General features: G+C 61.3%; 24 protein-coding genes and 1 riboswitch. Of the genes, 7 read left to right on the top strand and 17 right to left on the bottom strand.

Annotated elements, in window-relative coordinates; genetic code table 11:
• Window positions 1-81 precede the first annotated feature (81 nt).
• Both NF78_RS21825 and NF78_RS21820 read left to right on the top strand, forming a co-directional pair.
• Entirely contained in the window at window positions 82-336 is a 255-nt protein-coding gene (locus tag NF78_RS21825) for a hypothetical protein (RefSeq protein WP_035993658.1), read from the top strand.
• Complete coding sequence (locus NF78_RS21820; RefSeq protein ID WP_318655498.1) at window positions 333-638, top strand: helix-turn-helix transcriptional regulator; 306 nt, start codon at window positions 333-335, stop codon at window positions 636-638. Before NF78_RS21825 ends, NF78_RS21820 begins: the two co-directional genes overlap by 4 nt.
• 493 nt (window positions 639-1,131) lie before the next feature.
• Here NF78_RS21820 and NF78_RS21815 read toward each other — a convergent pair whose 3' ends face one another.
• Together NF78_RS21815 and NF78_RS21810 are read right to left on the bottom strand one after the other, a co-directional pair.
• Window positions 1,132-1,329 (bottom strand): DUF2283 domain-containing protein, encoded by a 198-nt coding sequence (locus NF78_RS21815; RefSeq protein ID WP_035991625.1) that lies wholly within the window; start codon window positions 1,327-1,329, stop codon window positions 1,132-1,134.
• 72 nt (window positions 1,330-1,401) lie between these two features.
• Window positions 1,402-1,659: a chlororespiratory reduction protein 7 gene (locus NF78_RS21810; protein ID WP_035991622.1), complete on the bottom strand. Its 258-nt coding sequence runs from the start codon at window positions 1,657-1,659 to the stop codon at window positions 1,402-1,404.
• A 317-nt stretch (window positions 1,660-1,976) separates the two neighbouring features.
• On the opposite strand from NF78_RS21810, the gene sir reads away from it, so the two are divergent.
• Together sir and NF78_RS31450 are read left to right on the top strand one after the other, a co-directional pair.
• A complete protein-coding gene (gene sir, locus NF78_RS21805) occupies window positions 1,977-3,914 on the top strand; it encodes a sulfite reductase, ferredoxin dependent (RefSeq protein WP_035991620.1) in 1,938 nt (645 codons plus the stop codon).
• A 299-nt stretch (window positions 3,915-4,213) separates the two neighbouring features.
• Window positions 4,214-4,296, bottom strand: a riboswitch (Glutamine riboswitch).
• Window positions 4,297-4,529: 233 nt separating this feature from the next.
• The gene (locus NF78_RS31450; protein ID WP_156119921.1) at window positions 4,530-4,826 is read left to right on the top strand and encodes a hypothetical protein; all 297 of its coding nucleotides are present in this window, start codon (window positions 4,530-4,532) and stop codon (window positions 4,824-4,826) included.
• A gap of 312 nt (window positions 4,827-5,138) precedes the next feature.
• Here NF78_RS31450 and NF78_RS21800 read toward each other — a convergent pair whose 3' ends face one another.
• The 5 genes from NF78_RS21800 to NF78_RS21780 form a co-directional block, all read right to left on the bottom strand.
• Window positions 5,139-6,080 (bottom strand): LysR family transcriptional regulator, encoded by a 942-nt coding sequence (locus tag NF78_RS21800; protein WP_052050833.1) that lies wholly within the window; start codon window positions 6,078-6,080, stop codon window positions 5,139-5,141.
• 78 nt (window positions 6,081-6,158) lie between these two features.
• Window positions 6,159-6,788, bottom strand: a complete 630-nt coding sequence (locus NF78_RS21795; RefSeq protein ID WP_035991618.1) for a Uma2 family endonuclease — start codon at window positions 6,786-6,788, stop codon at window positions 6,159-6,161.
• Between the two features lie 23 nt (window positions 6,789-6,811).
• The gene (locus tag NF78_RS21790) at window positions 6,812-7,978 is read right to left on the bottom strand and encodes a YeeE/YedE family protein (protein WP_035991616.1); all 1,167 of its coding nucleotides are present in this window, start codon (window positions 7,976-7,978) and stop codon (window positions 6,812-6,814) included.
• Between the two features lie 89 nt (window positions 7,979-8,067).
• Window positions 8,068-8,274, bottom strand: coding sequence for a hypothetical protein (locus tag NF78_RS21785; RefSeq protein ID WP_035991615.1), 207 nt, complete (start codon window positions 8,272-8,274; stop codon window positions 8,068-8,070).
• A 134-nt stretch (window positions 8,275-8,408) separates the two neighbouring features.
• The gene (locus NF78_RS21780; RefSeq protein WP_035991614.1) at window positions 8,409-9,365 is read right to left on the bottom strand and encodes a sulfurtransferase; all 957 of its coding nucleotides are present in this window, start codon (window positions 9,363-9,365) and stop codon (window positions 8,409-8,411) included.
• 480 nt (window positions 9,366-9,845) lie between these two features.
• Here NF78_RS21780 and NF78_RS21775 point away from each other — a divergent pair, with 480 nt between their 5' ends.
• Entirely contained in the window at window positions 9,846-10,370 is a 525-nt protein-coding gene (locus tag NF78_RS21775; RefSeq protein ID WP_052050832.1) for an orange carotenoid protein N-terminal domain-containing protein, read from the top strand.
• A gap of 83 nt (window positions 10,371-10,453) precedes the next feature.
• On the opposite strand, the gene NF78_RS21770 is transcribed toward NF78_RS21775, so the two are convergent.
• The 10 genes from NF78_RS21770 to NF78_RS21725 form a co-directional block, all read right to left on the bottom strand.
• Window positions 10,454-10,885, bottom strand: a complete 432-nt coding sequence (locus tag NF78_RS21770) for a hypothetical protein (RefSeq protein WP_035991611.1) — start codon at window positions 10,883-10,885, stop codon at window positions 10,454-10,456.
• Complete coding sequence (locus tag NF78_RS21765) at window positions 10,882-11,607, bottom strand: lipase family protein (protein ID WP_035991608.1); 726 nt, start codon at window positions 11,605-11,607, stop codon at window positions 10,882-10,884. The genes NF78_RS21770 and NF78_RS21765 overlap by 4 nt, the downstream gene beginning before the upstream one ends.
• 69 nt (window positions 11,608-11,676) lie before the next feature.
• Window positions 11,677-13,365 carry a S8 family serine peptidase gene (locus tag NF78_RS21760; RefSeq protein ID WP_081972830.1) on the bottom strand — a complete coding sequence of 563 codons (1,689 nt, stop codon included), beginning with the start codon at window positions 13,363-13,365 and terminating at the stop codon, window positions 11,677-11,679.
• Window positions 13,366-13,548: 183 nt separating this feature from the next.
• Window positions 13,549-15,621, bottom strand: coding sequence for a potassium channel family protein (locus tag NF78_RS21755; protein WP_035991606.1), 2,073 nt, complete (start codon window positions 15,619-15,621; stop codon window positions 13,549-13,551).
• Window positions 15,622-15,729: 108 nt separating this feature from the next.
• Window positions 15,730-17,733, bottom strand: a complete 2,004-nt coding sequence (locus NF78_RS21750) for an ABC transporter ATP-binding protein (RefSeq protein ID WP_035991603.1) — start codon at window positions 17,731-17,733, stop codon at window positions 15,730-15,732.
• 169 nt (window positions 17,734-17,902) lie between these two features.
• Complete coding sequence (locus NF78_RS21745) at window positions 17,903-18,280, bottom strand: hypothetical protein (RefSeq protein ID WP_035991601.1); 378 nt, start codon at window positions 18,278-18,280, stop codon at window positions 17,903-17,905.
• A 130-nt stretch (window positions 18,281-18,410) separates the two neighbouring features.
• Window positions 18,411-20,159 carry a VWA domain-containing protein gene (locus NF78_RS21740; RefSeq protein ID WP_035991599.1) on the bottom strand — a complete coding sequence of 583 codons (1,749 nt, stop codon included), beginning with the start codon at window positions 20,157-20,159 and terminating at the stop codon, window positions 18,411-18,413.
• An 83-nt stretch (window positions 20,160-20,242) separates the two neighbouring features.
• Window positions 20,243-20,884, bottom strand: a complete 642-nt coding sequence (locus tag NF78_RS21735) for a hypothetical protein (RefSeq protein WP_035991597.1) — start codon at window positions 20,882-20,884, stop codon at window positions 20,243-20,245.
• Window positions 20,885-21,050: 166 nt separating this feature from the next.
• Entirely contained in the window at window positions 21,051-21,650 is a 600-nt protein-coding gene (locus NF78_RS21730; RefSeq protein WP_052050831.1) for a hypothetical protein, read from the bottom strand.
• A gap of 97 nt (window positions 21,651-21,747) precedes the next feature.
• Window positions 21,748-22,956: a M20 metallopeptidase family protein gene (locus tag NF78_RS21725; RefSeq protein ID WP_035991595.1), complete on the bottom strand. Its 1,209-nt coding sequence runs from the start codon at window positions 22,954-22,956 to the stop codon at window positions 21,748-21,750.
• A 161-nt stretch (window positions 22,957-23,117) separates the two neighbouring features.
• Here NF78_RS21725 and NF78_RS21720 point away from each other — a divergent pair, with 161 nt between their 5' ends.
• Window positions 23,118-23,504 carry a DUF433 domain-containing protein gene (locus tag NF78_RS21720; RefSeq protein ID WP_052050830.1) on the top strand — a complete coding sequence of 129 codons (387 nt, stop codon included), beginning with the start codon at window positions 23,118-23,120 and terminating at the stop codon, window positions 23,502-23,504.
• Between the two features lie 81 nt (window positions 23,505-23,585).
• Complete coding sequence (locus NF78_RS21715; protein WP_035991593.1) at window positions 23,586-23,858, top strand: hypothetical protein; 273 nt, start codon at window positions 23,586-23,588, stop codon at window positions 23,856-23,858.
• The last annotated feature ends 476 nt before the right edge of the window (window positions 23,859-24,334 follow it).

Genomic DNA, 24,334 nt, shown 5'->3' with positions numbered 1-24,334 from the left:
ACTCATCCAACATTGGGAAACAGAAATTTTGGCTTTTGAAAAAGGAATCCGACAGGCTAGAAAACGTCTAGGGAGATGACCATGCAACTGGGTATTCGTAATTTGGCCATTCAGGATAAAACCCTTAATGTCTTGATTCAAGAACTAGGAGATGAATGTGGCCGGGTGCTTGAGCTCATTCACCAGCTTCAGCTTCCAGAGCTACAAGACAATCAAAAGGCAAATATATTGGCTGAACTAATTGCTTCAGCCATTCATTTGAACAGCCACTGTGAAGAAGATTTTCAAAACGCTTTGGCAAATGAATTAGAGCAACTCCCAGATCTTGAAGAATGAAGAAGACCCCTCAAATCGAAATCTTCTCCAATCAAGAACTGACCCTGCTCCAGCCTTCTGCCAGGATCAATGGCATGGGACAAGCAGGCAAAGCACTACGGCAAGTATTAGAGACTTACCGCATCAGCCAGAACCGGGTGGCCGTCAAGATGGGAGTTGGGCGATCGAACGTGTGTTGCTGGGTCAACAAGGTATGCGACCCAGGAGCTGAGATGGTCTTGCAACTTAGGGATGCATTACGGGAAATCAACTCAGAAGCCGCCGATGAGTTTGTTCGTTTGTATCTAGATGATGCTCCGTAGCACGGTCAGAAACTTAGTTTCTCAAAGAAACCTGGCTCCTTTCAATGTAGATATATTGACACCTAGGCGAAAATGTCTTTTAAGAGGGTTTTCAGAATCCCTAAACTGTAGAACTACAGCTTCAATTGTCGAGCCTATTTCTGGATAGGTTTCCAAATTTTTACATCCACTTACATCAACAAGACCTAAAATATCAGTCCCAGAAATCTTAAAAAAAAACCAAATTGACGATGTTGACAAACAGTCCCAGAAACTTTTGTTCCCTTTGGAAAACATTCATTTATTTCATTTGAGAATATCATCATATTCTTAGTCGATACTATATCCTTACTCTACAGTTTTGCTCACAATCAAGCTAGCGACGGGTATATAGTCTGTAAGTTGAGAGGCTTGCAATGGGTAGGCAGTGTATTGCAGCTTATGTAAGCGATCTTACCTTTGCAACGTGGGGACTTCAGCCGCGAATGCACCCTACGACTCAAACTCTATTGTTTTAGCCCGTTACCACATGCTCAATCGATCGTGGATTGGCTATGCGTTTTGAGGCATCTAAAATCTCAACCCCGACGATGTTCCCCGCCACGTCATAGTCAAATATGGTGCCAGGTTTTTCTTCGTCGCTTTCTTCTATCGCTGCATCGCTGAATAGAATGCGTAGGACATCGACCTCAGTGTCGTAAACCACCTTCATGGCTAAGCCCTTCAATACTTTAAAGTGCGGTTGGTTTAATAGACCGTAATGACCACACTAGGTTCAGCCTCGTTACTTTTCCAAGCGCACTACGTACCACTGCATGGCTTCGCCGGGGGCTAGCTCCAGGTCGCAGGCGGTGTCGCGCAGGTGCTGGGCCTGCTCAGCGATGGTGCTAAAGCGCTGGAGGTCATGGGGTAGGTCATCCTGGCGATCGCCCAGGATGGTCGTCAGCCGCTCCAGCAGCTCTTCGGGGGTGAGAAATTCCTCCGCTGCGCCGGGCATCAGCACAACGAACATCTCTTCCTGATACATCATGGCGTCGGGCATGGATAAAACCTTAGGGAAACTTGGTTTGATCGTAAACGCCCTGGCCCCCTTCGCGCGGTTTGGGTTACGGTTAGTGAGGGTCCTGAGCGCCGGCATCCCCTCGGGGGGCATAGGGGTAACTACTCTTAATACTGTGAATTTCCGTGGGCAAGCTGGCCGATTATTTGGATCCGATGGTAGGATGAGTTTGGCATTCACCACAATTCCGACCGAGTTACCGGAGAATCGGTGAATTCCCCTGTCCTCACTTCAGGGAACAGCTGCTTCAGCGGTGTCGTTGCCTGGGGTTTTCTGTCTACGGTTATTTGCCTGCCGCCATGGTTCAGACCCCGATCAAATCTACGCCTACTTCTGCTGCCCCTGGGCCAACTCCCTCCAAGCTGGAAGTGATCAAAGAAAACAGCCACTTTTTGCGCGAGCCCGTGGCTAGTGAACTGTTGCAAGACACCAACCACTTCTCTGAATCGGCAATTCAAATTCTCAAGTTTCACGGCTCCTACCAGCAGGACAACCGCGACAACCGCGCCAAGGGCCAGGAGAAGGACTACCAGATGATGCTGCGGACCCGCAATCCCGGCGGGTACCTGTCGCCAGAGCTGTACCTCACCCTCGATCGCCTCTCGGATGAGTACGGCAACGGCACCCTGCGGGCCACCACCCGCCAGGGCATTCAGCTGCACGGGGTGCTGAAGAAAAACCTGAAGGCCACCATTGGCGCGATCGTGCGCAGTCTGGGCTCTACCCTGGGGGCCTGCGGCGACCTCAACCGCAACGTGATGGCTCCGCCTGCGCCCTACAAAAACCGGCCCGAGTACCAGCTGGCCCAGGAGTACGCCAACAACATCGCCGACCTGCTGCGGCCCCAGACCGAGGCCTACTACGAGATCTGGCTCGACGGCGAGAAGTTCCTCTCCGCCGAGGAGCACCCGGATGTAGTGGCGGCCCGCCAGCGCAATGGCAACGGCACCATCGTCCACAACAGCGTCGAGCCGATCTACGGCACCCACTACATGCCGCGCAAGTTCAAGTGCGCGGTGACGGTGCCCGGCGACAACTCCATCGATGCCTACACCCACGATGTCACCCTGGTGGTGATTACCGATCGCTCGGGGCAGCTCAAGGGCTTCAACGTGCTGGCCGGGGGTGGCCTGGGCCGCACCCACAACAAAGAAGAGACCTTTGCCCGCACCGCCGACGAAATTGGCTACGTGGACAAAGCCGACGTCTACGACCTGATGAAGGCGATCGTGGCCACCCAGCGCGACTACGGCGATCGCCACAACCGCCGCCACGCCCGCATGAAGTACCTGATCCACGACTGGGGCGTAGAGCGCTTTCGGCAGCAGGTGGAGACCTACCTGGGCAAGCCGCTCAAGCCCTTCAAAAAGCTGCCCAAGTGGACCTTCTACGACTACCTGGGCTGGCATGAGCAGGGCGACGGCAACTGGTTTGTGGGTGTCCCCGTTGAAAATGGCCGCATTCTCGATCGCCAGGGGCTACAGCTCAAAACAGCGCTGAAGGAGATCGTGCAGCGCTTCAACCTGCCCATGCTGATCACCCCCAACCAGAGCGTACTGTTCTACGAGGTGAAGCCCGCCGACCGGGACGAAATCCAAGCCATTCTCACCCGTCACGGCGTGGTCAAAGAGACCGATCTAGACCCGCTGGTGCGCTACGCGATGGCCTGCCCGGCGCTGCCCCTGTGCGGCCTGGCGGTGACCGAGAGCGAGCGAATTATGCCCACGGTGCTGGGGCGGCTGCGGGGCCTACTGACCAAGCTGGGCCTGCAGGACGAGCACTTCGTGGTGCGCATGACCGGCTGCCCCAACGGCTGCGCCCGCCCCTACATGGCCGAACTGGGCTTTGTGGGCAGCGCCCCCGAGTCGTACCAAGTATGGCTGGGGGGGTCGCCCAACCAGACCCGACTGGCCCGCCCCTACCTGGAGCGCCTCCACGACAACGACATCGAGACCACCCTGGAGCCTTTGTTTGTGTTCTTCCGCGACGGGCGCAAGAAGGACGAAAGCTTTGGCGATTTCTGCGATCGCGTTGGCTTTGAGGCCCTGCGCCAGTTCGCCGCCACCTACAAAGCGGACCAGTACACCCCACGCCACACTAAGGAAGGGCGGCACCGGCTGAGCATCTCCCACGATCTGTTTATGACCCTGCAGGCCACCGCTGACAAAGAGGGGCGGCCCATGGCCCAGGTGATGGCCGATGCCCTGGCCGTCTATCTGCAACAGCCCGGTCGCTAGACTGACGCAAGAGCGTCTGATGCAAAAAAGGGGATGGATTGTTTAATCCATCCCCTTTTTTTAGGGTTTAGCGCTGAAGGGGTCGGGGGTCTGGGGTTGTAAGCCAGTTTTGCTGGCACTCCCCACCAGGCACCCGACCCTTGAGTTTGTTAACCCACCGGGTTGCTGCGGTTGGGCAGCACCCACAGCAGCATGGGGCAGACCACCACCGTCATCACGGTGACAGCGGCAATAATTTCGAGTCCGGCAACAAGAGCAGTATCCATAGGTTGTTCGCCTCCCAAGGCAAAAGTGGTTGAGGCGCGTTCCTTCGAGAGGGGGTCTCTACTTCCGTCCTGTCGGTTCGCGATAGCACTCTCAGGGGGCAGACAGGATGAACGGCATCATTTTCTGTATTTACAAATACAGTTTAACGTGTTTTTTGAGGTTCAACAACGTTTGTATAATTCCGCAATGGTTGTTGCGAACAACAGGCTCAGCGACTCGACGTTTAGCCCGGACCCTGGGGGCTGTAACCCACGCTATGGCAGGGGTTGGCTGCTGTCCCAGGGTCGTCCTGGAGATATTTCGAATAGGCTTTTCAAAACGCCACAAGAGTTTTCATGAAAGCTACTCATGGCAAGATGCAAGCTACTTTTTGTAGTCTTCGATGCGTTTTTTTACTATGCAGAAGTGGCCAGCAAGACCACCGTTACTTCTCTCCCCAACTCAACTCCGGCGATTGGAGCTTCTCCTGTGACCCTGATCAAAGCCTGGACAACTCGAAAGCTGACTCAACTGGGCCACTGGCTGGCACGGGCATTTGGTTTTGGTGCGGATACAACCCAAACCACGGTCGGCAATACCTGGACCTCAGATACTCTCACCCGCTTTGGTCTAGAGATGAGCAAAGGGTTTGGCAACGGACTGTAGACCGGCTACGCATCAACTCAATCCTTCGACCAGACATGACATGGCCCCTGCTGTTTCAACCAACGGCAGGGCTTTTTTTGCCTGCTGCCGACGCCCCACCGTCAGAATTCCCTAACCTGAATGATTCATGCTCAATCCGCCTTGGCGACCTCCGGTGGGGCCGGACAAACACCGTAAAACGGCCTGGCTTCGCCTATGCCCCTACGCCAGCCACCTGTTTTGAATTGGGGGCATGCGATTCGGATCTAGCATCACACCTCTGGGCTGGGGATGACTAAGCCGTTTGTCGGCAAGTCGCGCACGGTCGTTGGCTCAGGACTGGCCGGCTCCCACCGCTGCTGTGGCGGGAGCCGCCAGGGAATTGCCCAGGGATTTCAGCACGTCTAGAAAGGCGTAGATAGCGGGGGTGTGCAGGCCGTTGCCCAGTACGGCGGCTCCAATCACCCGCACCAGCGGTACAGGCAGGTCAAACACCTGCACCCGCTCTGGAATTGGCTCTGCAGCCAGCCGGGGCAGAATGGTGGCCCCCAGCCCCTGGGCCACCAGGTTGACGATGGTGGTGTCGGTTTCAACCTCGGAGACGACGTTGAGCTGGTAGCCGTGGGCCTGCACGTGGTCGTAGACATCGCGCATCATGATTCGATCGGCGGGGGGCATGATCAGCGGGTGGTGGGCTACTTCGGCCCAGGTGATCTGCGGCCCGGCAGATTTGAACTCGGGGGGGAAAAGGGCCACGTAGGCGTTTTCGAGCACTTCCCAGGTGTCGAGGTCATCGGCGGCGGGCAGCAGGGTAAAGCCAATATCGGCCCGGCCCTCGCGCAGGGCTTTTTCAACCTGGAGGTAGTTGTCATGCTCGCTCAGGTTGACGGCAATGTTGGGGTGGCGCTGCTTGAACTGGGCGATCGCATCGGGCAGCAGGTGAATGGCAATGCTGCGGAAGGAGGCGATTCGCACCTGGCCCCCCTGCAGACCTCGGGCCAGCTCGGCCTCCCGGGCGATCGCCTCGGCCTGCTGCAAAATAGTGCGGGCATGGCTGACGATGCGATCGCCCACCGGGGTCAGCCGGGCCCCGTGCCGCCCACGGGAGAACAGCACCACCCCCAGGTGATCTTCCAGGGCCGAAATGCTGTGGCTCACCGCCGACTGCGACATATCGAGGTGCAGTGCCGCATCGCTAAAGGTCTGCTGGTCGGCAACGGCAACTAAGATTCGCAGTTGCGACAGCTTCATCTGGTTCTGGGTGTTGTCGCGCATCGCCCCCTGCCATGTGCACGGTATACAAGTGCTATGAGCGTACCGCAGGTCGGGGCAGAAAACCGCTCACTGGCGACATCAGGGAAGGCGCTGACGCAGAGCCTGAATGGCCGCGCCGCTGCCCTGGGTGGCGGCGACTTGCAGGGTGTCGGCCACCACCTCGGCCAGAGCGACGTCGGGGAAGTAGCGGCTGGTGGAGGTCAGTTGATAGCCCCCAGCGGTGAGGGCAAACAGCTGCAGCTGCCCCCGCTGATAGAGCCACACCTCGGGCACCTGGTAGGCGGCGTAATCTTCGACGGCGGTGTAGGAGGTGATGTCGATCTCGATCACTAGATCGGGGGGAGGCTCAGCGTCCCACCGGATGCGGTCTTTGCCCACCGCCGCCGCCCAGTTGTCGATGTAAAAGCAGTAGTCTGGCTCGATCCCGCTGGTCTCAGGCAGCTCCATGGTGATTGGGGTGAAAGCTTCGTAATTGCGCCCGACGCTGTCCAGCAGAGCTTTGACAATGTCGGCAAGCAGGCTGGCCTCCCGACCGTGGCGGGGCATGGGGCTCATGAGCAAAATCTCGCCGCTACGGTATTTGACCCGAGGGATAGAGCTATTCCCCCGGCTGTGACAGAGGGTCTGGTAGTCCTGCCAGGTGCCCGGCATACGCACCACCGTGCCCGGCGGTAGCTGGATGGTGTCGCGGGAAATAACGGCGTACATGGGTAGACCCTCGGGGCGGGGGACTAGTTCTGCAAATGGAACAGTGGTCTTAGCTTAACTCCAACGGCAGTGCCAACTAGCGCAAAGGCGATCCACAGCCAGCCGTGCAGACTGGTGGAGGCAATACCGCTAAAGTATGCACCGACGTTGCAGCCAAAGGCCAGCCAGGCCCCGTAGCCCATCAGCAGCCCGCCGATCAGCGCAGCCAGGATCGATCGCCGCGAGGGGGGCTTGCGGACGGTGAGCTGCCCGGCGATCGCCGCTCCCAGCGCCGCCCCCAGCACGATGCCAAAGTTCATCACCGAAGTCACGTCGGCAAAAACGCTGGCGTTGAGCACAGTGGCCACATGCTCCTGCTGCCAGTAGATGCTGGTGGCCGGGTCCCACCCGAGCAGCTGGGCCAGCTTGGCGGTCCACAGGGTGAAGCCCCAGGTCACACCCCAGGGTCGCCCGGCCAGCAGGACGGTGAGGGTGTTGAGCAGGGCCAGGGCGATCGCCCCGGCCACCAGCGACCAGGGACCGTAGAGCAGCGATCGCCAGCTGGGCCGCCACCAAAAATTCTCGGCCTCGGCTAGCTTAGAGCGCTGCCAGCGCCAGAGCCCGTAGGCGATCGCCCCCAGCCCCCCCAGTTGTAGAACCACACCGACCCAGCCCCACAGGCCGATCAGCGACAGGGCTTCGGTCTGGGGCAGCCCCGTCCAGGCCTCGTTGGTGAGGGTGCCCAAAAAGGACCCGGTGCCAAAGGTGAGCAGGGTAAACAGCATCATCGAGCTGCCGCCGCCGATGGTGTAGAGGGTGCCGCAGGCGCAGCCGCTGCCCAGCTGCATTCCCACCCCAAAGATAAAGGCTCCAAACACTGCCTGTGCCGCCACCGGGGCAACGGCACCACGCCCCACACCGCCCAGAATCAGGGGCGCAAACAGCAGCGTCGCCAGCCCCAGCATCAGCACCTGGGCCAGCACCCCGCGCCCGTCCCCGCGCACCAGCAGGTGGCGGTAGGAGGAGGCAAAGCCAAAGCTGGCCTGGTACAGCGTCAGGCCAAACAGGGTGCCCACCAGGGCCAGGGCGCTCTGCTGCCAGCCAAAGCCAGATACCCCCAGCACCAGGGCCGCCACCAGGGCCAGCAGCAGGTAGAGCAGCGGCGACTGCGATCGCGGGCGTTGAACCTGAATCAGCTCAGCAGAGGACATGGCACACGTCTAGTTAGAAGTAGAAGTTAGCGGTGAAATACAGAGCGTTACGAAGCAGCGGCGACAGAACCGAATCCAAAAACCTGGCGCTAACTCTCAAAGACGCGGCTTGTGCGGCGGGGACGGCGCGGCGGTTCTGGATCTTTGTCGTCCTCGGGTTCGGGGGTCGGCGCACAGGCGGCCACCGGGTCAAGGGTGTCAGATTGGGTGGGACGGTGGGCAGTGGACACAAAGGCCGTATTCACCAGGCTGACGGTGGTGAGGGCACTGGCAATGAGCAGCAGACGCAGCAGCATAGATCGCACTTCTCCAAGAAATAAACTGTGTTGAAAGGGTATAGCATCAAAGTACGGTATTTTCAGGCCCCAAGCCTTTGCCTGGGGCCGAGGCGCCGCTAGCCCAGTCCAGCGACCGGGCTAGCCAACCTATCCTAGGCGCGGGGATCCCGTCCGGTGGCCACGGGCAGGTCGGGCTGGGCAGAGTATTCTGTCCAGGAGCCTTCGTAGACCCGTACGTTGGGGTAGCCCAGCAGGTGCTTCAGCACCACGTACTGGAGGGTGGCCTCACGCCCCGTGCTGCAGGTGACCACAATGTCATCGTCGGGGGTGATGTCGCGGGCCGCCAGCAGCGCCCGAATGTCGTCCAGGGCCTTGAGCTGGTGGAAGTTGTCTTCGCCAGCGGTAAAGGTGGGCCAGGGAATGTTGTTGGCCCCAGGGATGTGGCCGTTGCGAATGAAGATTTCCTCTTCACCGGCAAACAGGGCCGCCGGTCGGGGGTCGATAAAGACCACGTCGGCATCGCCGCTGAGGAACTCGCGCACCTGGTCGAGGGTGACGCGAATGGCCTCGTTGTCGGCCAGGGTAAAGTTGCCCCGCTCGTACTGAGGAAAGGCCTTGGTCACGGGCAGGCTGGCTTCGCGGTAGCCCTTGAAGCCACCGTCGAGTACCGATACCCGGTCCAAGCCGCCGCGCTCCAGCAGGTAGGCCACCATGGTGCTGCCCAGAATGCTGTTGCCATCGGAGTAAATCACCACGTGGCTGTCGTTGTTGACACCGGCCTCGCGAAACAGGGCCTCAATCTTCTGCTGCTCCCAGTACTGCACCGGCAGACGACCGTTGGGGCCACGGAAGGTGTTGTCGGCAATGTTGACCGCGCCGGGAATGTGGCTGTTGATGTAGTCCAGGGGGTTCATGCGCACGTCGAGAATGCGCAGGTCGGTATCGTCAGCGTGGTCGGCCAGCCACTGGGGGCTAACAAAGTCAATTGTGGTGCTGGGGCTGTCGGCCAACACGGGGGCATTCAGCAGGGGCAGACTGGTCACGGCCACCAGGGCAACCAGAAAAGCCGCCAGCCTGACTTTCCAGCGATTCAAACGGTCTACAAACATGGTTCGAACTCCATCAACATTGAGAAAAGGGAGAGACTGGGGTGGCTAATAAAGGCGGGGGATTAGGCCGTGGCCCCTGGTCTTTAAGGGACAGAATTTTCTGGGACTGTCCGATTTAGTCCGCAATGAACACTTTCTGCGGACATAGCTAAGGAGCTTATCACAGAAATCCACAAAACACCAAAAAGCCTATCGGGTTACCGGGGTATAAACGGACGATCGCCCCCTGAGCCCTTAATACAGCAGCCCTTGGGATGGTTTAAACTCCGTAATACTCCTGCTCCAAGCCGGGGATTAGACCCTCCTGGGGAGGCGTCGCTGGCCAACCCCAGGTCGGTGCTCAGGAGTTAGGCGCACTCCCCAGCGGCATCGCGGATGCCCTAGATCCTCTACCCATCGGATCGTCCTGGTTCCCTCTCTGTAAAGATGTGGCGGCAGCGATCGCCGGTTTAGAGTGAAGCGTTGATATTGGATAGCTGTATGGCTTCTGAAGCACGAACAACTCAAATTACTGAGAAATCCACCAACGACCTGTTTCAGCGCTACGATGCGCTGTCCGTAGACGACAAGCTGGCCCTGCTCTACTACATCTATGAGGCGATGGGTGGTTCCATTACCCCGGCAGCACCGGAGTCTGCCGACCCTGAGCTGGCCGAGCCTCTGATCGAAGCGCTGTTTGATCTCTCCGAGGAGGAGCAGCTGGAGGCCATGCGCAAAGTGGTGCGTAAGGATCACAGCGAAATCTCCGAGCGCTACGGCGGCCTCAGCGCCAACAACCAGCTGCTGGTGTGGTACGGCTGGGCCAAAGCCATGGGCAACCAGATTGTCGGCATGCCCAGCGACTACCAGGCCGAGGGTCCGGTCAATGACATTCTCTCCGCCATTAAGGGCCTGGAGTTTCAGTCACAGATCTCGCTGCTGCGCGAAGCGGCTACCCAGATGGGCTTCAGCAACGTCACCGCACCCCCTCCCCTGGCCGAGACGGGGACGACCGACAGCCTCTAATCACTCCAGACCCGGTTCCTTGGCCGTTGCCCTGAGGCCATCGCTGGCCTGCCAGCCGAGGAACCGGGTTTGCTGGGGGATCTCTAGTCGAGGTACCAGCTCACCCGGCCGGTGGGGTCAAAAATCAGGGCCAGGTGGGCGAGGACGTAGAGCCCGACCGGCACCAGCCAGGGCAGGGCAGACCACCCGCCGCCCCGCTTTGACCAGTAGCGCCGCTGACACCACAGGGTCAGCCCCACCAGCCCCAGCCAGGGCAGCCAGCTGAGGGCCGTCAGGTTAAACGTCTCGGCCACCAGCCAAGCCCAGGCTCGGTAGGGGCGGTCGTCTGCACCAAACTGGTAGGGGTCGTTGACAAAGGGCCGGGGAAACGTGCCCAGCAGCTGGGCGGCCCGGGCCGTCATTCCCCACAGGCTGACCAGCAGCAGCAGGGGAAAGGTGGCCAGCAGCCAGTGCAGGGCGGTCAAAACCCGGCGGGCGGGAGCCGAGCTGAGGGAGAAGCTCAAGGCGGGACTCACGCGGCGTTCTCGACTTCGGCTTCGAGCCCGGCAACATAGCCCTGGATGGAGTGGTCGCTGAAGCGACGGCTCAGCACCTGCCAGGTCCAGCGCGAGCCCAGCTGAATCGCTTCCTCCACGTGGGCAAACCCCTGCCAGGTGCGGGGAACGCGGGTGACAATGTCCCAGCCGTAGATAAAGCGGTAGCTGTTGGGGAGGCGCTTGTTGTAGGACTCTGTCATAGCCCGGTTGCCGACCCGGGGCGCACCAAAGGTGTAGACCTCAAAGCGGAGGTCGCGCTTTTTGCCCAGGTTGTACTGAAGATCTAGGGCGGCGACGGTGGCCAGGGCACCGCCCAGGCTGTGGCCGGTGACGATCACCTGCTGCCCCGAAAAATTGTCCATCGCCTCCAGCAGCTGTTTGCGGACGGCAAAGTAGGCCATCATAAATCCCTGGTGAAACTTCACCTCGGTGTTGCCGTCGCTGTAGGGATAGATCTGCTGGCGAAACTGGAAGTTGTTGATCCAGTCGACGGATTTGTCGGAGCCGCGAAAGACAATATAGAGGCGATCGCTGTTGAGCTGGTTCAGAATCGCCACCTGGGTATCGGTAAAGCCATTGTCCTGGCTCTCCACAAACACAGGGTCGATATCGGGATAGGCCGAAAACCGCAGGCTGGTGAAATCGCGATAGACTTCCTGGCACAGGCGGCAGCATCTGAGGGCAAGGGCGTAATCTACCACTGACTATTCCTCCAAAGAACCATAGCGGCAGGCGTGATGAGGGCAAGGCTGCAACGGGTGTTGCCCTGCCTAGGGCGCAGGCACCGTCCACCAGGCCAGGGCGTAGGGCTGAGTCGGCTCGCCGTGCACCTGCTGCTGATAGATAACTCTCAGTTTGTAGCGCCCCGTTTCCGGAATTTGATAAAAAATATGTTCGACGCTGTCCACTTCGCTCACCGAGGACCACAGGCTCTCAGACAGGTCGTCGCTGTCGGCGGGCAGCAGGTAGAGGTTGAGATTGTTCAGGCCGCGATCGCGGAAGCTTTCGCCGCGATCGTAGAGATCGTTGCGGTTGGCATCGGCCAGCTCGACCACCCGCTCCCAGGCCAGGGTCGCCGACAGAAAACTTCCCCCCTGTAGGGGCGTGGCAAACTCGTAGTCATGCCCGGTGGTCGAGCCAGCGGGGGAGGTCAGTTCGGTGATGTTCCAGCCGATGGGGGGCACCGGCTGCCCAGGCCCAAAGGCACCGGGCAGAAGCTGCTGGTAGGCGCGATAGGCATTCAGGTGCCCCGTGCCCAGGTCTTTGTGCAGGGGAATTTTGGGGTCGCGGTAGGCGTCAGAGGCCAGCCACGAATTGCCGCTGTCGTCGAGCAGGGTGCGGGTCATGCCCAGGTGCAGACCGTCACCGCTGTCTTTGATTTTGTCGGCGGAGTTGAGCAGCACCGCCTTCATCACCATGGGGTGACGGCCCGCCAGCGGCCAATTGGGGACTCCGGCCCGAAACTGGCGATCGACCAGCTGCTGCATCAGGGCAATGGTGCCCACCACGTGGGGCGAGGCAAAGCTGCTGCCGCTGGAGGTGCGGACGCGCCCGTCGGGGTCAATCAGCTCGATGGCGCTGCCGGGGGCCACCAGGCTGATCGATCGGCGAGGCCCCTCGTTGGTTTCGATGGCCCCCCCCCGCCGCCCCGGCGCGGTGGGTTCGCTGCCCAGGTTGGAGGCGTCCAGCCGGTTGAATTCGCCGCCGACCTGGCGCGAGTAAGCCACGTTGATGCCGTTGAAATTGTCGGTGGGAATGGGAATGCCGCCCCGCCCCTGGTTGCCCGCAATTACGTACAGGGTCTGGTGCACCCGCGCCGACCAGTCAATGCACTGGGTCAGCAGGGCATTGCCGTCGAGCACAGGGTTACTGCGGGGGTCGCGGGTGAGGGGTTCGCCAAAGCTGAAGTTGATAGCGCGCACGTCGCCGCCATTCTGCAGGGCCACCGCCTGGGCAGCCAGGCACTCTTCGGGCTGGGCGGTGGTATTGCCCAGGGGGCCAACCGCCCCCGAGTACAGCAGCGCCTCGGGGGCGACCCCAGTGCGCTGTTTGTCCTGACTGATCATGACGCTGGCGACATTGGCCGCATGGCCATCGACATATTCGTTAGGGCGGGCCACCTGGTCGAGCAGCAGCACCCGCCGCACCGCAACGGGCAGGGTTTCGGTTGCCACTTTGTCGATGCCAAAGCGGCTGGGGCGACCAATTTCAACCTGGCCAATGGCGATTTTTTCGCCGGTGAGGCTGTAGGGCGGAGCGTGCAGGCGGCGGGCATCGATGCCCTGGGGGCCAACCGATTCGGTCAGGGCCAGCACCGGCAGAGCCAGGGGCACCAGCCCGCCAAGGCCAGCGGCCCAGAGGAAGATCTTGGCCAGGGCCGGTTTTCCTGGGGAACGGAGCCTGGGCGACTGCTCCCTGACGCCGTGCTCTGGCCCCTGCCACCCGCGCCGCTTAGCCATAGTCTGAGTCCTGAGTGAGTTGAGATATTCCCTTGGCAAACTCTATCGCAAAGGTTTCGACCCCGGCATCAAAATTTCGAATCTCTCAACGTTAGCGATGGCAATACGCCATTGCCCTGTGCCAGGGAATGGGCAGGAATGTGGAGACCTCGGCAGGGTAGCTGCGGACGACCCCTCGGACTGTCAGAGGCTCTGGGGAGCAATCACCTGGGCTTTGACCTGAGCCCGGGTGAGCAGCCGCGCCAGCCGCAGAGCCTGATGCTGGTAGAGGGGAATTGGCAGGGTACCCGGCAGTTTGGCCATAAACTCCCGGGCGTTACCCAGGGAGCAGCCCGTAATCCGGGCAATCTCGGCGGCCCCCTCAAACAGGGCATCGGCGGTGAGGGCTCGATCTATATGCAATCGCCAGGTGCGGGGGGCCCGCTGGCACTGCTCGATGCGGCGCAACCCGCCGATGGAGGCCAGCACCACCAGGCGATCGCCCCCCTGGAGCAGGGTATCGTCGGAGGGCATCACTTTTCCGGCCTGGGGCGATCGCTGGTGCCACAGGGGCACGACCCCATAGCCGTAGGCCACCTCAGCCAGCAGCAGCCCCTCCAGGCTATCCTCCGCTTCGATCTCGTACTGGGTGACCAGCACCGTCTGGCCGTAGAGCCGGAACAGCCCAATCACCTGCTCGCCAAAGGCGGCTCCGGCGAAGGCCTCAGCGGAGATGGCCGAGGCGCACAGCACCTGGGCAAAGGGAAAAATCTGGGCAACGCGATCGGTAAACTGCTGGTCGTAGGTGCGAATGATGGGGCGGCAGTGGGGGTTGACCCGGTGGGCCAGCAGCCCCACCTCCAGGTTTTGAATCTCGTCGTCGCTGACTGCTACCACGCTTTTAGCGGTGGCCAGGTGGGCTTTCTCTAGGGCGGCCCCCACATCCCCGGTCAGTAGCGGCACTTTGGGCAGCACATCGGCGTCGAGGGCCTGGGGCGAAATGCCCACCACCGGCTGGTTGAGGTCTTGCAGCAGCAGCAGCACCCGCCGGCCAACCCGTCCCAGCCAGATCACCACCACGTGGTCTTTTTCTGGCACCGGGGGCCGGCGCTCCATAAACTCAAACCGCAGGGTGAGCAATTTCTCGGTGAGCAGGGCGTAGAGCACCCCCACAAAAGCCGCCCCCGCCACCGTCAGTAGCACACCAAACAGCTGGAGCAGACGCGGGTTGTGGAACGTCTCTAGCGCCTCAAAGACATCTCCGTAGCCGCCAAACAGGGTGATAAAGGTGTACAAAAAGGCGTCAAAAATACCGATGTCGGCGGGGGAGTTGAGGTCGAAGAGCAAAGTGCCTACCAGGCAAAGGACAACCACCGTAATGCCGCAAATAATGGCGACCCGACGCAACTGCTGCTCGGCCCCGGTCCGCCAGAGGCCGAGTACCTCCTGTTTCAGGGTGGGCCAATCGCGCAGCCGACGCCAGACCTGCACGGTGCGGGTCAATGGTCCGTGCCGCTCTGGCGGGGGCGGCTCAAGGCGGGGTGAGCGCAGCCGGGTATCGCTCTCAATCACGACCACCTCGTCCTGCGATCGCAGAAGGGTATCGGGCAACCAGGTGTAAAACAGGCTGGAAGCACTGGCGGCTCTGGGCCAATCGCTGCCATCGGCGGGGCGGTGGCAGAGCACTCGCCGATGGATGGTGTCTAGCTCGTAAATCTGGCGGCGATCGTAGCGGGGATTGCCCGCCTCTACCCGCTGCTTGACCACCTGAAAGCGATGGTCGTCGAGGGTAAAGTAACCCACCAGCTCTTCCCCAAAGGCTCCCAGGGCAAAGGCCGGAGCCGCCAGCTGGGTGGGCTCAAAGGCCACAAAGTTTTGCAGCTGCTGCCCCATCAGCTCGTTCAAGTTTTGTTTGTCGGAGCGCATCACCAGCCGCACCCTAGGGTTGAGTACCCGCGCCGTCAGGGCGGCCTCCAGGTTGACTCGCTCGTCCTGGGTGACCAGCAGCACCGCCCGGCAATGGCGAATCCCCGCCTGCTCTAGCACCTGCGCCGACCGACAGTCGCCAATCTCCAGATGGTCGATCATGTCCCGCAGCTGGGGCACCTCCCACTGGTCGGGCAGGGTGCTGTTGATAGCGTGGACCGGCACCCCAAAACTTTTTAGAGTGGCCACGCAGTTCTGCCCCAGGCTGCCCAGCCCGCAAACCAAAAAGCCGTCACCGTCATTCAGAGAGAGATGGGCTTGCGCGTCGGGGGAAGAGGCCGCAGGTACCATAGCACCAACTCAGGGAGACTGGACCCAAAGGATAAAAACGTTAAGCCTTAACCTACAGGGTTTTGGCGTTCCCCCTGGGCAACGTCCCCTTTTTCCTAACCTTTCCCCTTAAACCCCCAGCCGCTGCAGGCGATAGAGGCTGGAGTACAGCCCTTCCTGGGCCAACAGTTCGTTGTGGCTGCCCTGCTCGACCAACTCACCATGCTTGAGCACCAGAATCCGATCGACATTGCGAATGGTGGACAGGCGGTGGGCAATAATAATTGCCGTACGCCCCTCCAGCAGCCGCTCCAGGGCCTCCTGAATCATCGCCTCGGTGCCCACATCAAGGTTGGCGGTGGCCTCGTCGAGCACCAGAATACCGGGATTGCGAATGGCGGCGCGGGCAAAGGCCAACAGCTGTTTCTGCCCGCCAGAGAGGTTGGTGCCCCGCTCCCGCAGTTCGGTGTCGTAGCCCTGGGGCAGCTGCTCGATCAGGGTGTGGATGTTGGTTTTTTGGGCGGCGGCGACCACCTGCGATCGCGGGTAATCTTCCCCCAGGGTAATGTTGCTTTTGACATCGCCCGCAAACAAAAACCCATCCTGCAAAATCACCGCCATCCGTCGCCGCAGCTCCGCCTGGGGCAGGTCGCGAATATCGACCCCATCCAGCAGAATTGCCCCCCGATCGATGTCGTAGAGGCGGCACAGCAGACGAATGATCGAGCTCTTGCCCGCCCCCGTGGGTCCTACCAGCGCCACCTTCTCGCCGGGGCGAATGGTGAAGGTGAGGTCCTTGAGCACGTACTCGTCGGCCTTGTAGCCAAAGGTGACGTGGTCGAAGCGGATTTCGGAGGCGGGGGAGGGGGTGAGAGGGTGGGAGGGTGGGTGAGTGGATGGGTAGGTGGTGGGAAAGGGGGCTGAGCAATCGTTCGCTTCAGGCTGGCTGTCTACCAGCGGTGGCGCAGCCTGGGACGACGCTAAAGCCGCTGCGTATGCGCCCCCGGTCATGCCGCTATGGCCGTTTTCTTCCCCACGCCTCATCACCTCACCTTCTCCACCTTCCTCACCGCCTCCCCGATGCTCCGGGTCGCGAATTTCGACGGGGACATTGAACAGGTCGGTGATGCGCTCCACCGCCGTCAGCCCTGCCTGGATGGCGGTGAACTTGTCGGCAAACTGGCGCAGGGGGTCGAAGAGACGCTGGGCGAACAGAATAAAGGTGGCCAGGGTGCCAAAGGTGAGCGCCTCCTGCATGACCAGCAGGCCGCCGAGCCACAGTACGCCACCGATCGCCACCAGGGAAATCCACTCCAGCGTGGACGACACGGCGGAGTCGTAGAAGATGGTCTTGTCGACGGCGGTGATGTAGGTCTGGTTGGTGTGGCGAAACCCCTCGGCGTTGTAGCGCTCGCGGCGAAACAGCTGCACCACGCTGATGCCCGACACGTTTTCCTGCAGGGTGGCGTTGAGCTCAGACAGGTGCTCGCGGGCCTTGTAGTTGGCTTTGCGGTACTGCTGCTGAAAGTAAATGATTAACCAGGTGACGGGCAGCAGCAGCGCCAGCAGCATCAGGGCGAGCTGCCACTGCATGGTAAACATCACCACCAGCAGCACCAAAATCGAAAAGACATCGGTGATGATGCCCACCGCCCCGGTGGAAAAGACATCCCCCAGGGCATCGACATCGCTGGTGATGCGGGTGATCAGCTTGCCAACGGGGGTGCGGTCAAAAAAGCGCACCGCCAGCGCGGTGACGTGGGTGAACAGATCGGTGCGAATGTCGGCGGTAATCCGCTGCCCCACCGCCTGCACCAAGTAGCTCTGAAACCCATCCAGCAGCAGTCGAATGGCTACGGTAACCACCAGCAGCCCCACCAGCAAATTGAGCCCGCCCTGGAGGGTGCGGCCCTCCAGAAAAAACATCACCGGCTCCTGGCGAATCAAAGAAATGGCCTGGCCGATCAGCACCGGCTGGAGGGCATTGGCCAACGACAGAGGCACCAGCAACACCAGCGGCGGCAGCAGCGCCCGGCGGTGCTGGTAAATGTAGGGCCACATGCGCAAAAACAGCCGCCAGTCGCTGTCGGGCCGAACGGTGGTCTCGCTGGGGCGGGGGGAGGTAGCGATCATGGGGAGCAGGCCGGAAAGAGACGCAGTCTCCAGTGTAAGACAGTGCCAGGATCAGGCCGCGACCTGGGAGATACGGTGTACGGTTCACGGTGTACGGTTTACGGCTGGCCTTGAACCGTACACCGTGAACCCACCCACCCGTTAACTCTAGCCTGACAGCCTGATACCCCTAGTTCCCGCAGCTCAGCACCGTGGCGTCGGGGTTCGCCTGGGTCGCCTGCTGCAATTGGTCGGGGTTGGGGCGGCCGTAGGTGCTCAGGGTTTGCACCTCCTGGGGGGAGGGTACCGTGGCGGCCACCTCCTGGCCCAGGTCGCTGACGTAGATTACCTGGTCAATGGTGATCTGCCGCTGCTGCTGCTGCTCGTAGAGATCGGCGTAGCGATCGCCCACCCGCTGCTGCCACTGGGCCGGGGCGCAGTAGCTGCGATCGATCACCACCGTCACCCTGGGGCTGGCGAGAAGCTGGCGCAGCCCCAATCCCAGCCCGGCAAAGGCGATCCAGCCCAGGCCCAAGGTCAGTATCAGTCGTTGGTTGGGGTTGCGCATGGGGGCGGGAGGAAGGCTTTAAAAACCAGGGGGAATGGGGTTGGGGGGTGGGTGTTGGGTTTCGGGTGTCGGGTTTCAGGTGTCGGGGGGCGGGCAGCGCCTTGAACCTGAGACCCAATACCCCAAACCCCTAAAGATTAACCTGGAACAGATCCTTGAACAGCGTCTGCACGTTGTCGGGGGTGCCCTGCTGCACGGTGGATTCGCGCAGGGCCGCGATCGCCTGCAACTCATCCTGGCTCACCTCACCGTAGGCAATTGGGTAAAAGCGCACGTCGCTGTAGGCCAGAATGTCTCGAATGGCGTCGAAGGTATAGCCCCGGTTGACCTCCCCGTCGCTGAGCAGGAGCAGGTAGTAGCGCCCGGTGGGGTCTTTTTCCTTCTGGGCCAGCAGGTCCGCCAGGGCCACCATGGTGCCGTCGTACATGGCGGTGGCCCCATCAGCCCGCAGACTGTCCACGGTGGCCAAAAATTTCTGGTGCTGGAGCTGGTCAAAGGGGGCCAGGGGCAACCGTCGCACGGGCACATCGGCAAAGGTGACAATGCTGACGTAGTTGCCGGAGTTAATCTGGCTGGCGGCGACCCGCAGCCCATCCCTGAGCGACTGGATGCGCGGCCCCTCCATGGAGCCGCTGGTGTCGATCACCAGCGCCATATAGACGGTCCGCCCCCCGTCCTTGCGCAGCTTCCAGTTGGACTGGGCCGCCAGCAGGGTTTCACCATTGGGGAAGGGGGGAAGCTGAGCCGAGCGCAGGTAGTCGGTTTCCACAAACCCCTGCTGCTGGGCCAGGGCCTGCATCTCAGGCGATTGGGCAAAGGTGGCGAAGCGCTCCAGGGCCTGCTGCTGCTGGGGGCTATTCCAGCTAAAGCCCACCAGGGGATTGTTGTGGGGCACGCCAAAGGGGACAAATTCAGTATCGCTAAAGCCGGGCACCTGGCGCAGGGCCAGGTAGTTCTGGTACTCCAGCGGAAAAGCCTGGAGGTTGCTCTGGTCGCGCAGAAACAGCTCTTGCAGGTCGAGGGTGGTGGCGGTGGTGATCAGCACCTGCTGCTGAAACTGGTCAAATACCGAGTTGACCTGGGGGGTTTGCAGTTCGGCCACGGTGAGTTGGCCGCCGGTCTGCTGGTGCCCCGCCGCCCGCCAGTACAGCGTGTAGAGCAGGTTGAGGGCGGTGGAGCTGCTGTAGGGGTTGGGGTAGGCGACGGTGACCTGGCCCGAGGCGATCGCGTTCAGCAGCTGGTCAAAGCTGACGGTGCCATTTCCGGCGCTATCTTGGGCCAGGCTATCGTAGACGGCTTTAGGCAGCACCCAGCCAGCGGTATTGGGCACCAGGCGATCGGCGACGGGCACAGTAGGCACGCCCTGGCTCTGCACCATGGCCACCCACAGGTCGTTGGAGGGGCTATAGCCAGCGGGCTGCACCGCCCCCGCCCCCAGCAGGCGGGCGGCGGTCCCCGAGGCCACCTGACGCACCCCCACCTGGATTACTGCCCCGGAGGGCAGGGTCTCCTGGCGCTGGTTAAAGGCATTGGCCACTTCCACCAGCCAGCGCTCGTTCTGGCGTTCAACATTGGCCTTTTCGGAGGAGCTGTAGATTTCGATGTAGGCGGTGTTGCCGCCGCCGGGCTGGGCCCCGTAGAGGGGAAAGGTGTTGACATCGGGCAGCGGCTCTTCAATCTGATCGACGGTGTAGCGGCTGGCCAACTCGTCGGCAATGATGTCCTCCCTGACGCTGATGCGGGGCAGCACCGACTGCTCCAGAACTTGCCGGGCACTCTCCACAGAGTTGACCGAGGGAACGCGACCGCCGGGGGTGCAGTTCCACAGGAGCACAGCGCAGAGACCGATCAGGAAGGGAAGCAGGGGAAGGCGGCGCATGGTGGGAGAGCGTAGGTAGTGGGGGGATTAGGGGTAGGGGGGGGTTAGGGGTGGGAGAGTGTAGGGAATGGGAGGGTGGGGGACTATTCCGGGGGATTTTGGAGGATGATTTTGTTGGCTTCTACCAGGGTTTGCAGGCGCTGGGGCAGGGTGCTGTCGCCCGCGGCGTCCAGGCTGGAGAGGGCGATCTGATCCTGCAGCTGCTGGAGCTGGGCGTGGGTGGCCGCCAGGCGATCGCAGCTGGCATCCAGGCGCTGCTGGGCCATTTGCTTGTAGGTTGGGGTCTCGATCTGGTCGAGGACGACCAGCCCGTCGGCTACCTGGCCCGAGAGGTCGAGCACGGTGTGCAGGGCTTCGAGCAGGTCCACCTGCAGCAGGGGGTCGCGGCTGTAGATGCGGGCCGCAAACTGCTGGGATTCGGTGGCCCAGCCCTGCACCTGTCGCCAGGTCGGCTGGGATTTGGACGGCACCCGCTGTCCCAGGGTACCCAGCTGGGCGGCAAAGGTTTGGCTATGGAGCAAATCGCCGCTGCTGACCTCAGACTCCCTGGGGCGAAAGCCCACGGCCCAGCTGCCCACCATCGCGGCGGCTATGCCAGACCCCGTCAAAACGGCCAGGGGCCTTGGCCCGGCCAGCAGCATAAACAGGGCATAGCCCAGGGCGGTACCCCCCAGCAGCAGGTAGGTCTGGGGCTGACTCCAAAAGGTTGTTCGGCGCGGGGCCATCTCGGCAACCCTCTCTCTGGGGAATACGGTCTAGCGCTAATCTAGCCTAGGGCAGCGTCAAAGCTAAAAAGTTAAGGTTCCCGTAGGTTGACTGGAACGAAACAGAACAGGCCAGGAGCTGCAACGGTTAACTCCAGGGCATCAGGAGGTCAATTGATCACAGCTCCTAGGGCACGATGAGGGTGCTGCCCAGGGCATTGATCGCATCGGAGACCTGGGCCTCGGCCTGGCTGGTAGCCGCCACCAACAGCAAAAACACCTGGGCTTCGCGCTGGCGGGCAAAGATTTTGCCGCTGATGGGCTGGGGTGGGGCGGCCCCCTGGCTCAGGCGGCCCGTCCAGTTGATCCGCACGCCGCCGCCTGCAATGGGCTGCACGTCCCCCGCCACAAAGCCTTCCCCATTGCCAAAGGTGCTCTGGGCTGCCGCCACCACCGCCGCCTCGGGGGAAGGGGCACCGGCCACCGGGGCCACCGCCACGGTGTAGGCCAAGCTGCCGTCAGCGGCCTGGAACAGCGGGTTTCCCCCCACAGTGCTGACGCTGTAGCCCTCTAAGATGCCGATCTGAAACCGCCCCTGGGGATCCTCAAAACTGCCGCTGACCATAGGCAGGGCCGGGGCCAGGGTGGGCGGCGGTGCATTGCCCTGGGCCACCGCCTGGGGGCCGGAGCCGCTCGTCCACTGGATGGCCTGGGTCAGCAGCAGACTCGTCACCAGCGCGATCGCCCCCAGCAGCAGCACCCTAACCCACCGCCCGCCCTGTCCCATGGTGAAATCCTCGTCTACCTAACCGCCAAGCATAGCAACTCTGGCCGCCGCGCACCCCTGCGCTCAAAGAAGTTAACCTATCCTCTACCCAAAACCCCTAAGCGAAGTACGCCTCCACGCAACGCACAAACATCTCCACCCCCAGGCCCAGGGCGGTTTCGTCGAAGTCGAAGCGGGGGTGGTGGTGGGGGTAGGCCAGGGCCTTGTCGGCGTTGGCTGAGCCCAAAAAGAAGTAGCACCCTGGCACTTCCTGCAAAAAGAAGGCCATGTCTTCGCCGCCCATGGTGTGGCAGTCGGGCACCACCCCGGCGGGGGTTTCCACCACCGATAGCGCCACCGATCGCACCAGATCCGCCATCCCCGCATCATTGATCACAGGTGGGTACAGCGCCCGGTAGTCGAAACTGTAGCTGGCCCCGTGGGCCTGACAAACCCCGGCAATAATTTGCTCCATGCGGGGGGCAAAGTAGTCGGCGTAGGCGGGGTCAAAGTAGCGCACGGTGCCGCCCAGGGTGGCGGTGTCGGCGATCACGTTCTGGGCCTTACCGGCGTGAAACTGGCCCACGGTGACGACCGCCGCCTTGGTGGGGTCAATGTTGCGAGCTACGACGGTTTGCAGCGCATTGACGATCTGCGCCCCGACCACAATCGAGTCTACGGTCTGGTGGGGTAGCGCCCCGTGGCCGCCCTTACCCTGCACGGTGCAGGTAAAAAATTCTGACGCCGCCATCAGCGCCCCGGTGCGCACGCCCACGGTGCCCAGGGGCAGGTTGTTCCACAGGTGGAGGCCAATCATGGCATCCACATCGGGGTTTTTTAGCACCCCCGCTTCGATCATGGGTTTGGCTCCCCCCGGCCCCTCCTCGGCGGGCTGGAAGATCACCTTGACGGTGCCCGCAAAGTCACGGTGGGTGGCCAGATAGTAGGCGGTGCCCAGGGCGATCGCCACGTGGCCGTCGTGGCCGCAGGCGTGCATCACCCCATCGTGCTGCGAGCAGTAGGGCACGGGGTTTTCTTCCTGGATGGGCAGGGCATCCATATCGGCGCGAATGCCCAGCACCGGGCCGGGGCGCGTGCCCTCAATTACCGCCACCACGCCGGTTTGGGCAATGTTGCGCTGGTGGTCTATGCCCCACTCCGACAGCCTGGCGCAGATGAAGTCAGCGGTCAGCCATTCTTTGAACCCCAGCTCGGGCTTTTGGTGCAGGCTGCGCCGCCAGGTCACCAGCTGATCCTGTAGCGCCTGGACTGCCGGACGAATGCGATCGCGGTTGACGGGCAGCGGTGGAGCGGTGGTGGCAAACATAGCGCAAGGGCTGAAGAACTGAGAACGGAAGGCCCCCTCGCTGAGGCGAGAGGTACCCCTATCAGCATAAACCAGTCGCCTCCTGCGCCGGGTTCCAAATACCCCTCCCCAGGACCCCGTTCAGCATATGCAGTTTAATAGAGGTGTTCAATCCCCACGCAATGCTCACGTTTATGATGCTCCAGGAACTCCAAGACCAGGCTCTGCAACTCCCCATTGAGGACCGCTGGCAACTGGTGTACACGGTTTTGGCCTCGCTGCAAAAAGAGAACCACTGTGCCCTGATGGAACCCGACCCCGCTTTTCCCGACATCGCCTTTCGCTCCGACGCCGAAAATAGCTGGGTGCCCGTGATCCATGGCACCAGCATCCATGTGCGCACGGTGGTGATGGCGGCCACGGAATGGGAGTGGTCCACGGCGCAGATTGCCGAAGAATACGGCCTCTCTGAAGCCCAGGTGGAAGCCGCCCTGGTGTTCTACAAAGCCCACGGCGATGAGGGGTATGGGCTACTGGCGGAGCGCGCGATCGAATCGTCCAAGGCCTGAGGGTCCTCTCCCCCGTCCTACAGACGCCCCTCACCCAGGCAAGCGCTAGACTGTCAACAGTACAGTCACAAACGTTAACAAATGCTTCCCGATTTGATCGGCGCTACCCGCGACTACTGGCGCAAGCTGGATGCGGTCGAAGCCGCCTACCGCCGCGACGAGCTTACCCTGGACGAGGTCAACGCCGAAGTGAAGGCGCTGATGGCAGAACTGGGCCAGACCCGGCGGCAGCTGCTGCGGGACAGCTGGGCGATCGCCCGCACGTTTGTCCACCAGCAGGGCGAAGCGCTGGCGGGCGTGGCGGCGCTGGGGGTGCTGGCCTACCTGTGGCTGGTGGCCAATGGACAGGCTTAAATAGTTTAAGCGGCATTGCTGAATGCAGGCATGATATGCCCCCTCAGCCCCCCATTTTTGGGGGGAGGCGAAATCTCAAAATCCCACAGAATTGGGGGATTTAGGGGGCGTTGCTGAGATGTCAAGTTTACAGATTCATGACTCAATTCAGCAACGCCATTTAAGCCATTCTGGTTAATAGTGTTTGAATGGCAAAACATCGGGAGTAGAAGACATTTCACAGGTTTTGCCAGTCAATTAGCAGGCGATCCTAGCTGCACAGGTACAAGCAAAAAACTCCTCGGCAGCTTCTGGGTTGAGTTGCTTGAGAGCTTCCTTTCTCGCAGGGGTAAACGACCGTTTGCCCTACTCAAATTCATGCTTCAATCCAGCAACACCAAGTCGTACATAATCCGAGTCACAAAACCCCGATTCATAGCCAGCAACCCCGTAGGGGCGTAGCATGCTACGCCCCTACGGGGTTAGCCGAATAGGAT

This window comes from Leptolyngbya sp. KIOST-1 (assembly GCF_000763385.1).
Taxonomy (GTDB): Bacteria; Cyanobacteriota; Cyanobacteriia; order Phormidesmidales; family Phormidesmidaceae; genus Nodosilinea.
Note: the sequence above shows the minus strand (reverse complement) of the source record. Positions and strands in the feature narration are given on the sequence as shown.

Excerpts from the sequence above, each read along its gene's own strand:
- NF78_RS21825 (WP_035993658.1), top strand. The coding sequence starts at position 82 with ATGCAACTGGGTATTCGTAATTTGGCCATTCAGGATAAAACCCTTAAT.
- NF78_RS21820 (WP_318655498.1), top strand. The coding sequence starts at position 333 with ATGAAGAAGACCCCTCAAATCGAAATCTTCTCCAATCAAGAACTGACC.
- NF78_RS21815 (WP_035991625.1), bottom strand. The coding sequence starts at position 1,329 with ATGAAGGTGGTTTACGACACTGAGGTCGATGTCCTACGCATTCTATTC.
- NF78_RS21810 (WP_035991622.1), bottom strand. The coding sequence starts at position 1,659 with ATGCCCGACGCCATGATGTATCAGGAAGAGATGTTCGTTGTGCTGATG.
- sir (WP_035991620.1), top strand. The coding sequence starts at position 1,977 with ATGGTTCAGACCCCGATCAAATCTACGCCTACTTCTGCTGCCCCTGGG.
- NF78_RS31450 (WP_156119921.1), top strand. The coding sequence starts at position 4,530 with ATGGCAAGATGCAAGCTACTTTTTGTAGTCTTCGATGCGTTTTTTTAC.
- NF78_RS21800 (WP_052050833.1), bottom strand. The coding sequence starts at position 6,080 with ATGCGCGACAACACCCAGAACCAGATGAAGCTGTCGCAACTGCGAATC.
- NF78_RS21795 (WP_035991618.1), bottom strand. The coding sequence starts at position 6,788 with ATGTACGCCGTTATTTCCCGCGACACCATCCAGCTACCGCCGGGCACG.
- NF78_RS21790 (WP_035991616.1), bottom strand. The coding sequence starts at position 7,978 with ATGTCCTCTGCTGAGCTGATTCAGGTTCAACGCCCGCGATCGCAGTCG.
- NF78_RS21785 (WP_035991615.1), bottom strand. The coding sequence starts at position 8,274 with ATGCTGCTGCGTCTGCTGCTCATTGCCAGTGCCCTCACCACCGTCAGC.
- NF78_RS21780 (WP_035991614.1), bottom strand. The coding sequence starts at position 9,365 with ATGTTTGTAGACCGTTTGAATCGCTGGAAAGTCAGGCTGGCGGCTTTT.
- NF78_RS21775 (WP_052050832.1), top strand. The coding sequence starts at position 9,846 with ATGGCTTCTGAAGCACGAACAACTCAAATTACTGAGAAATCCACCAAC.
- NF78_RS21760 (WP_081972830.1), bottom strand. The coding sequence starts at position 13,365 with ATGGCTAAGCGGCGCGGGTGGCAGGGGCCAGAGCACGGCGTCAGGGAG.
- NF78_RS21755 (WP_035991606.1), bottom strand. The coding sequence starts at position 15,621 with ATGGTACCTGCGGCCTCTTCCCCCGACGCGCAAGCCCATCTCTCTCTG.
- NF78_RS21750 (WP_035991603.1), bottom strand. The coding sequence starts at position 17,733 with ATGATCGCTACCTCCCCCCGCCCCAGCGAGACCACCGTTCGGCCCGAC.
- NF78_RS21745 (WP_035991601.1), bottom strand. The coding sequence starts at position 18,280 with ATGCGCAACCCCAACCAACGACTGATACTGACCTTGGGCCTGGGCTGG.
- NF78_RS21740 (WP_035991599.1), bottom strand. The coding sequence starts at position 20,159 with ATGCGCCGCCTTCCCCTGCTTCCCTTCCTGATCGGTCTCTGCGCTGTG.
- NF78_RS21735 (WP_035991597.1), bottom strand. The coding sequence starts at position 20,884 with ATGGCCCCGCGCCGAACAACCTTTTGGAGTCAGCCCCAGACCTACCTG.
- NF78_RS21730 (WP_052050831.1), bottom strand. The coding sequence starts at position 21,650 with ATGGGACAGGGCGGGCGGTGGGTTAGGGTGCTGCTGCTGGGGGCGATC.
- NF78_RS21725 (WP_035991595.1), bottom strand. The coding sequence starts at position 22,956 with ATGTTTGCCACCACCGCTCCACCGCTGCCCGTCAACCGCGATCGCATT.
- NF78_RS21720 (WP_052050830.1), top strand. The coding sequence starts at position 23,118 with ATGCTCACGTTTATGATGCTCCAGGAACTCCAAGACCAGGCTCTGCAA.
- NF78_RS21715 (WP_035991593.1), top strand. The coding sequence starts at position 23,586 with ATGCTTCCCGATTTGATCGGCGCTACCCGCGACTACTGGCGCAAGCTG.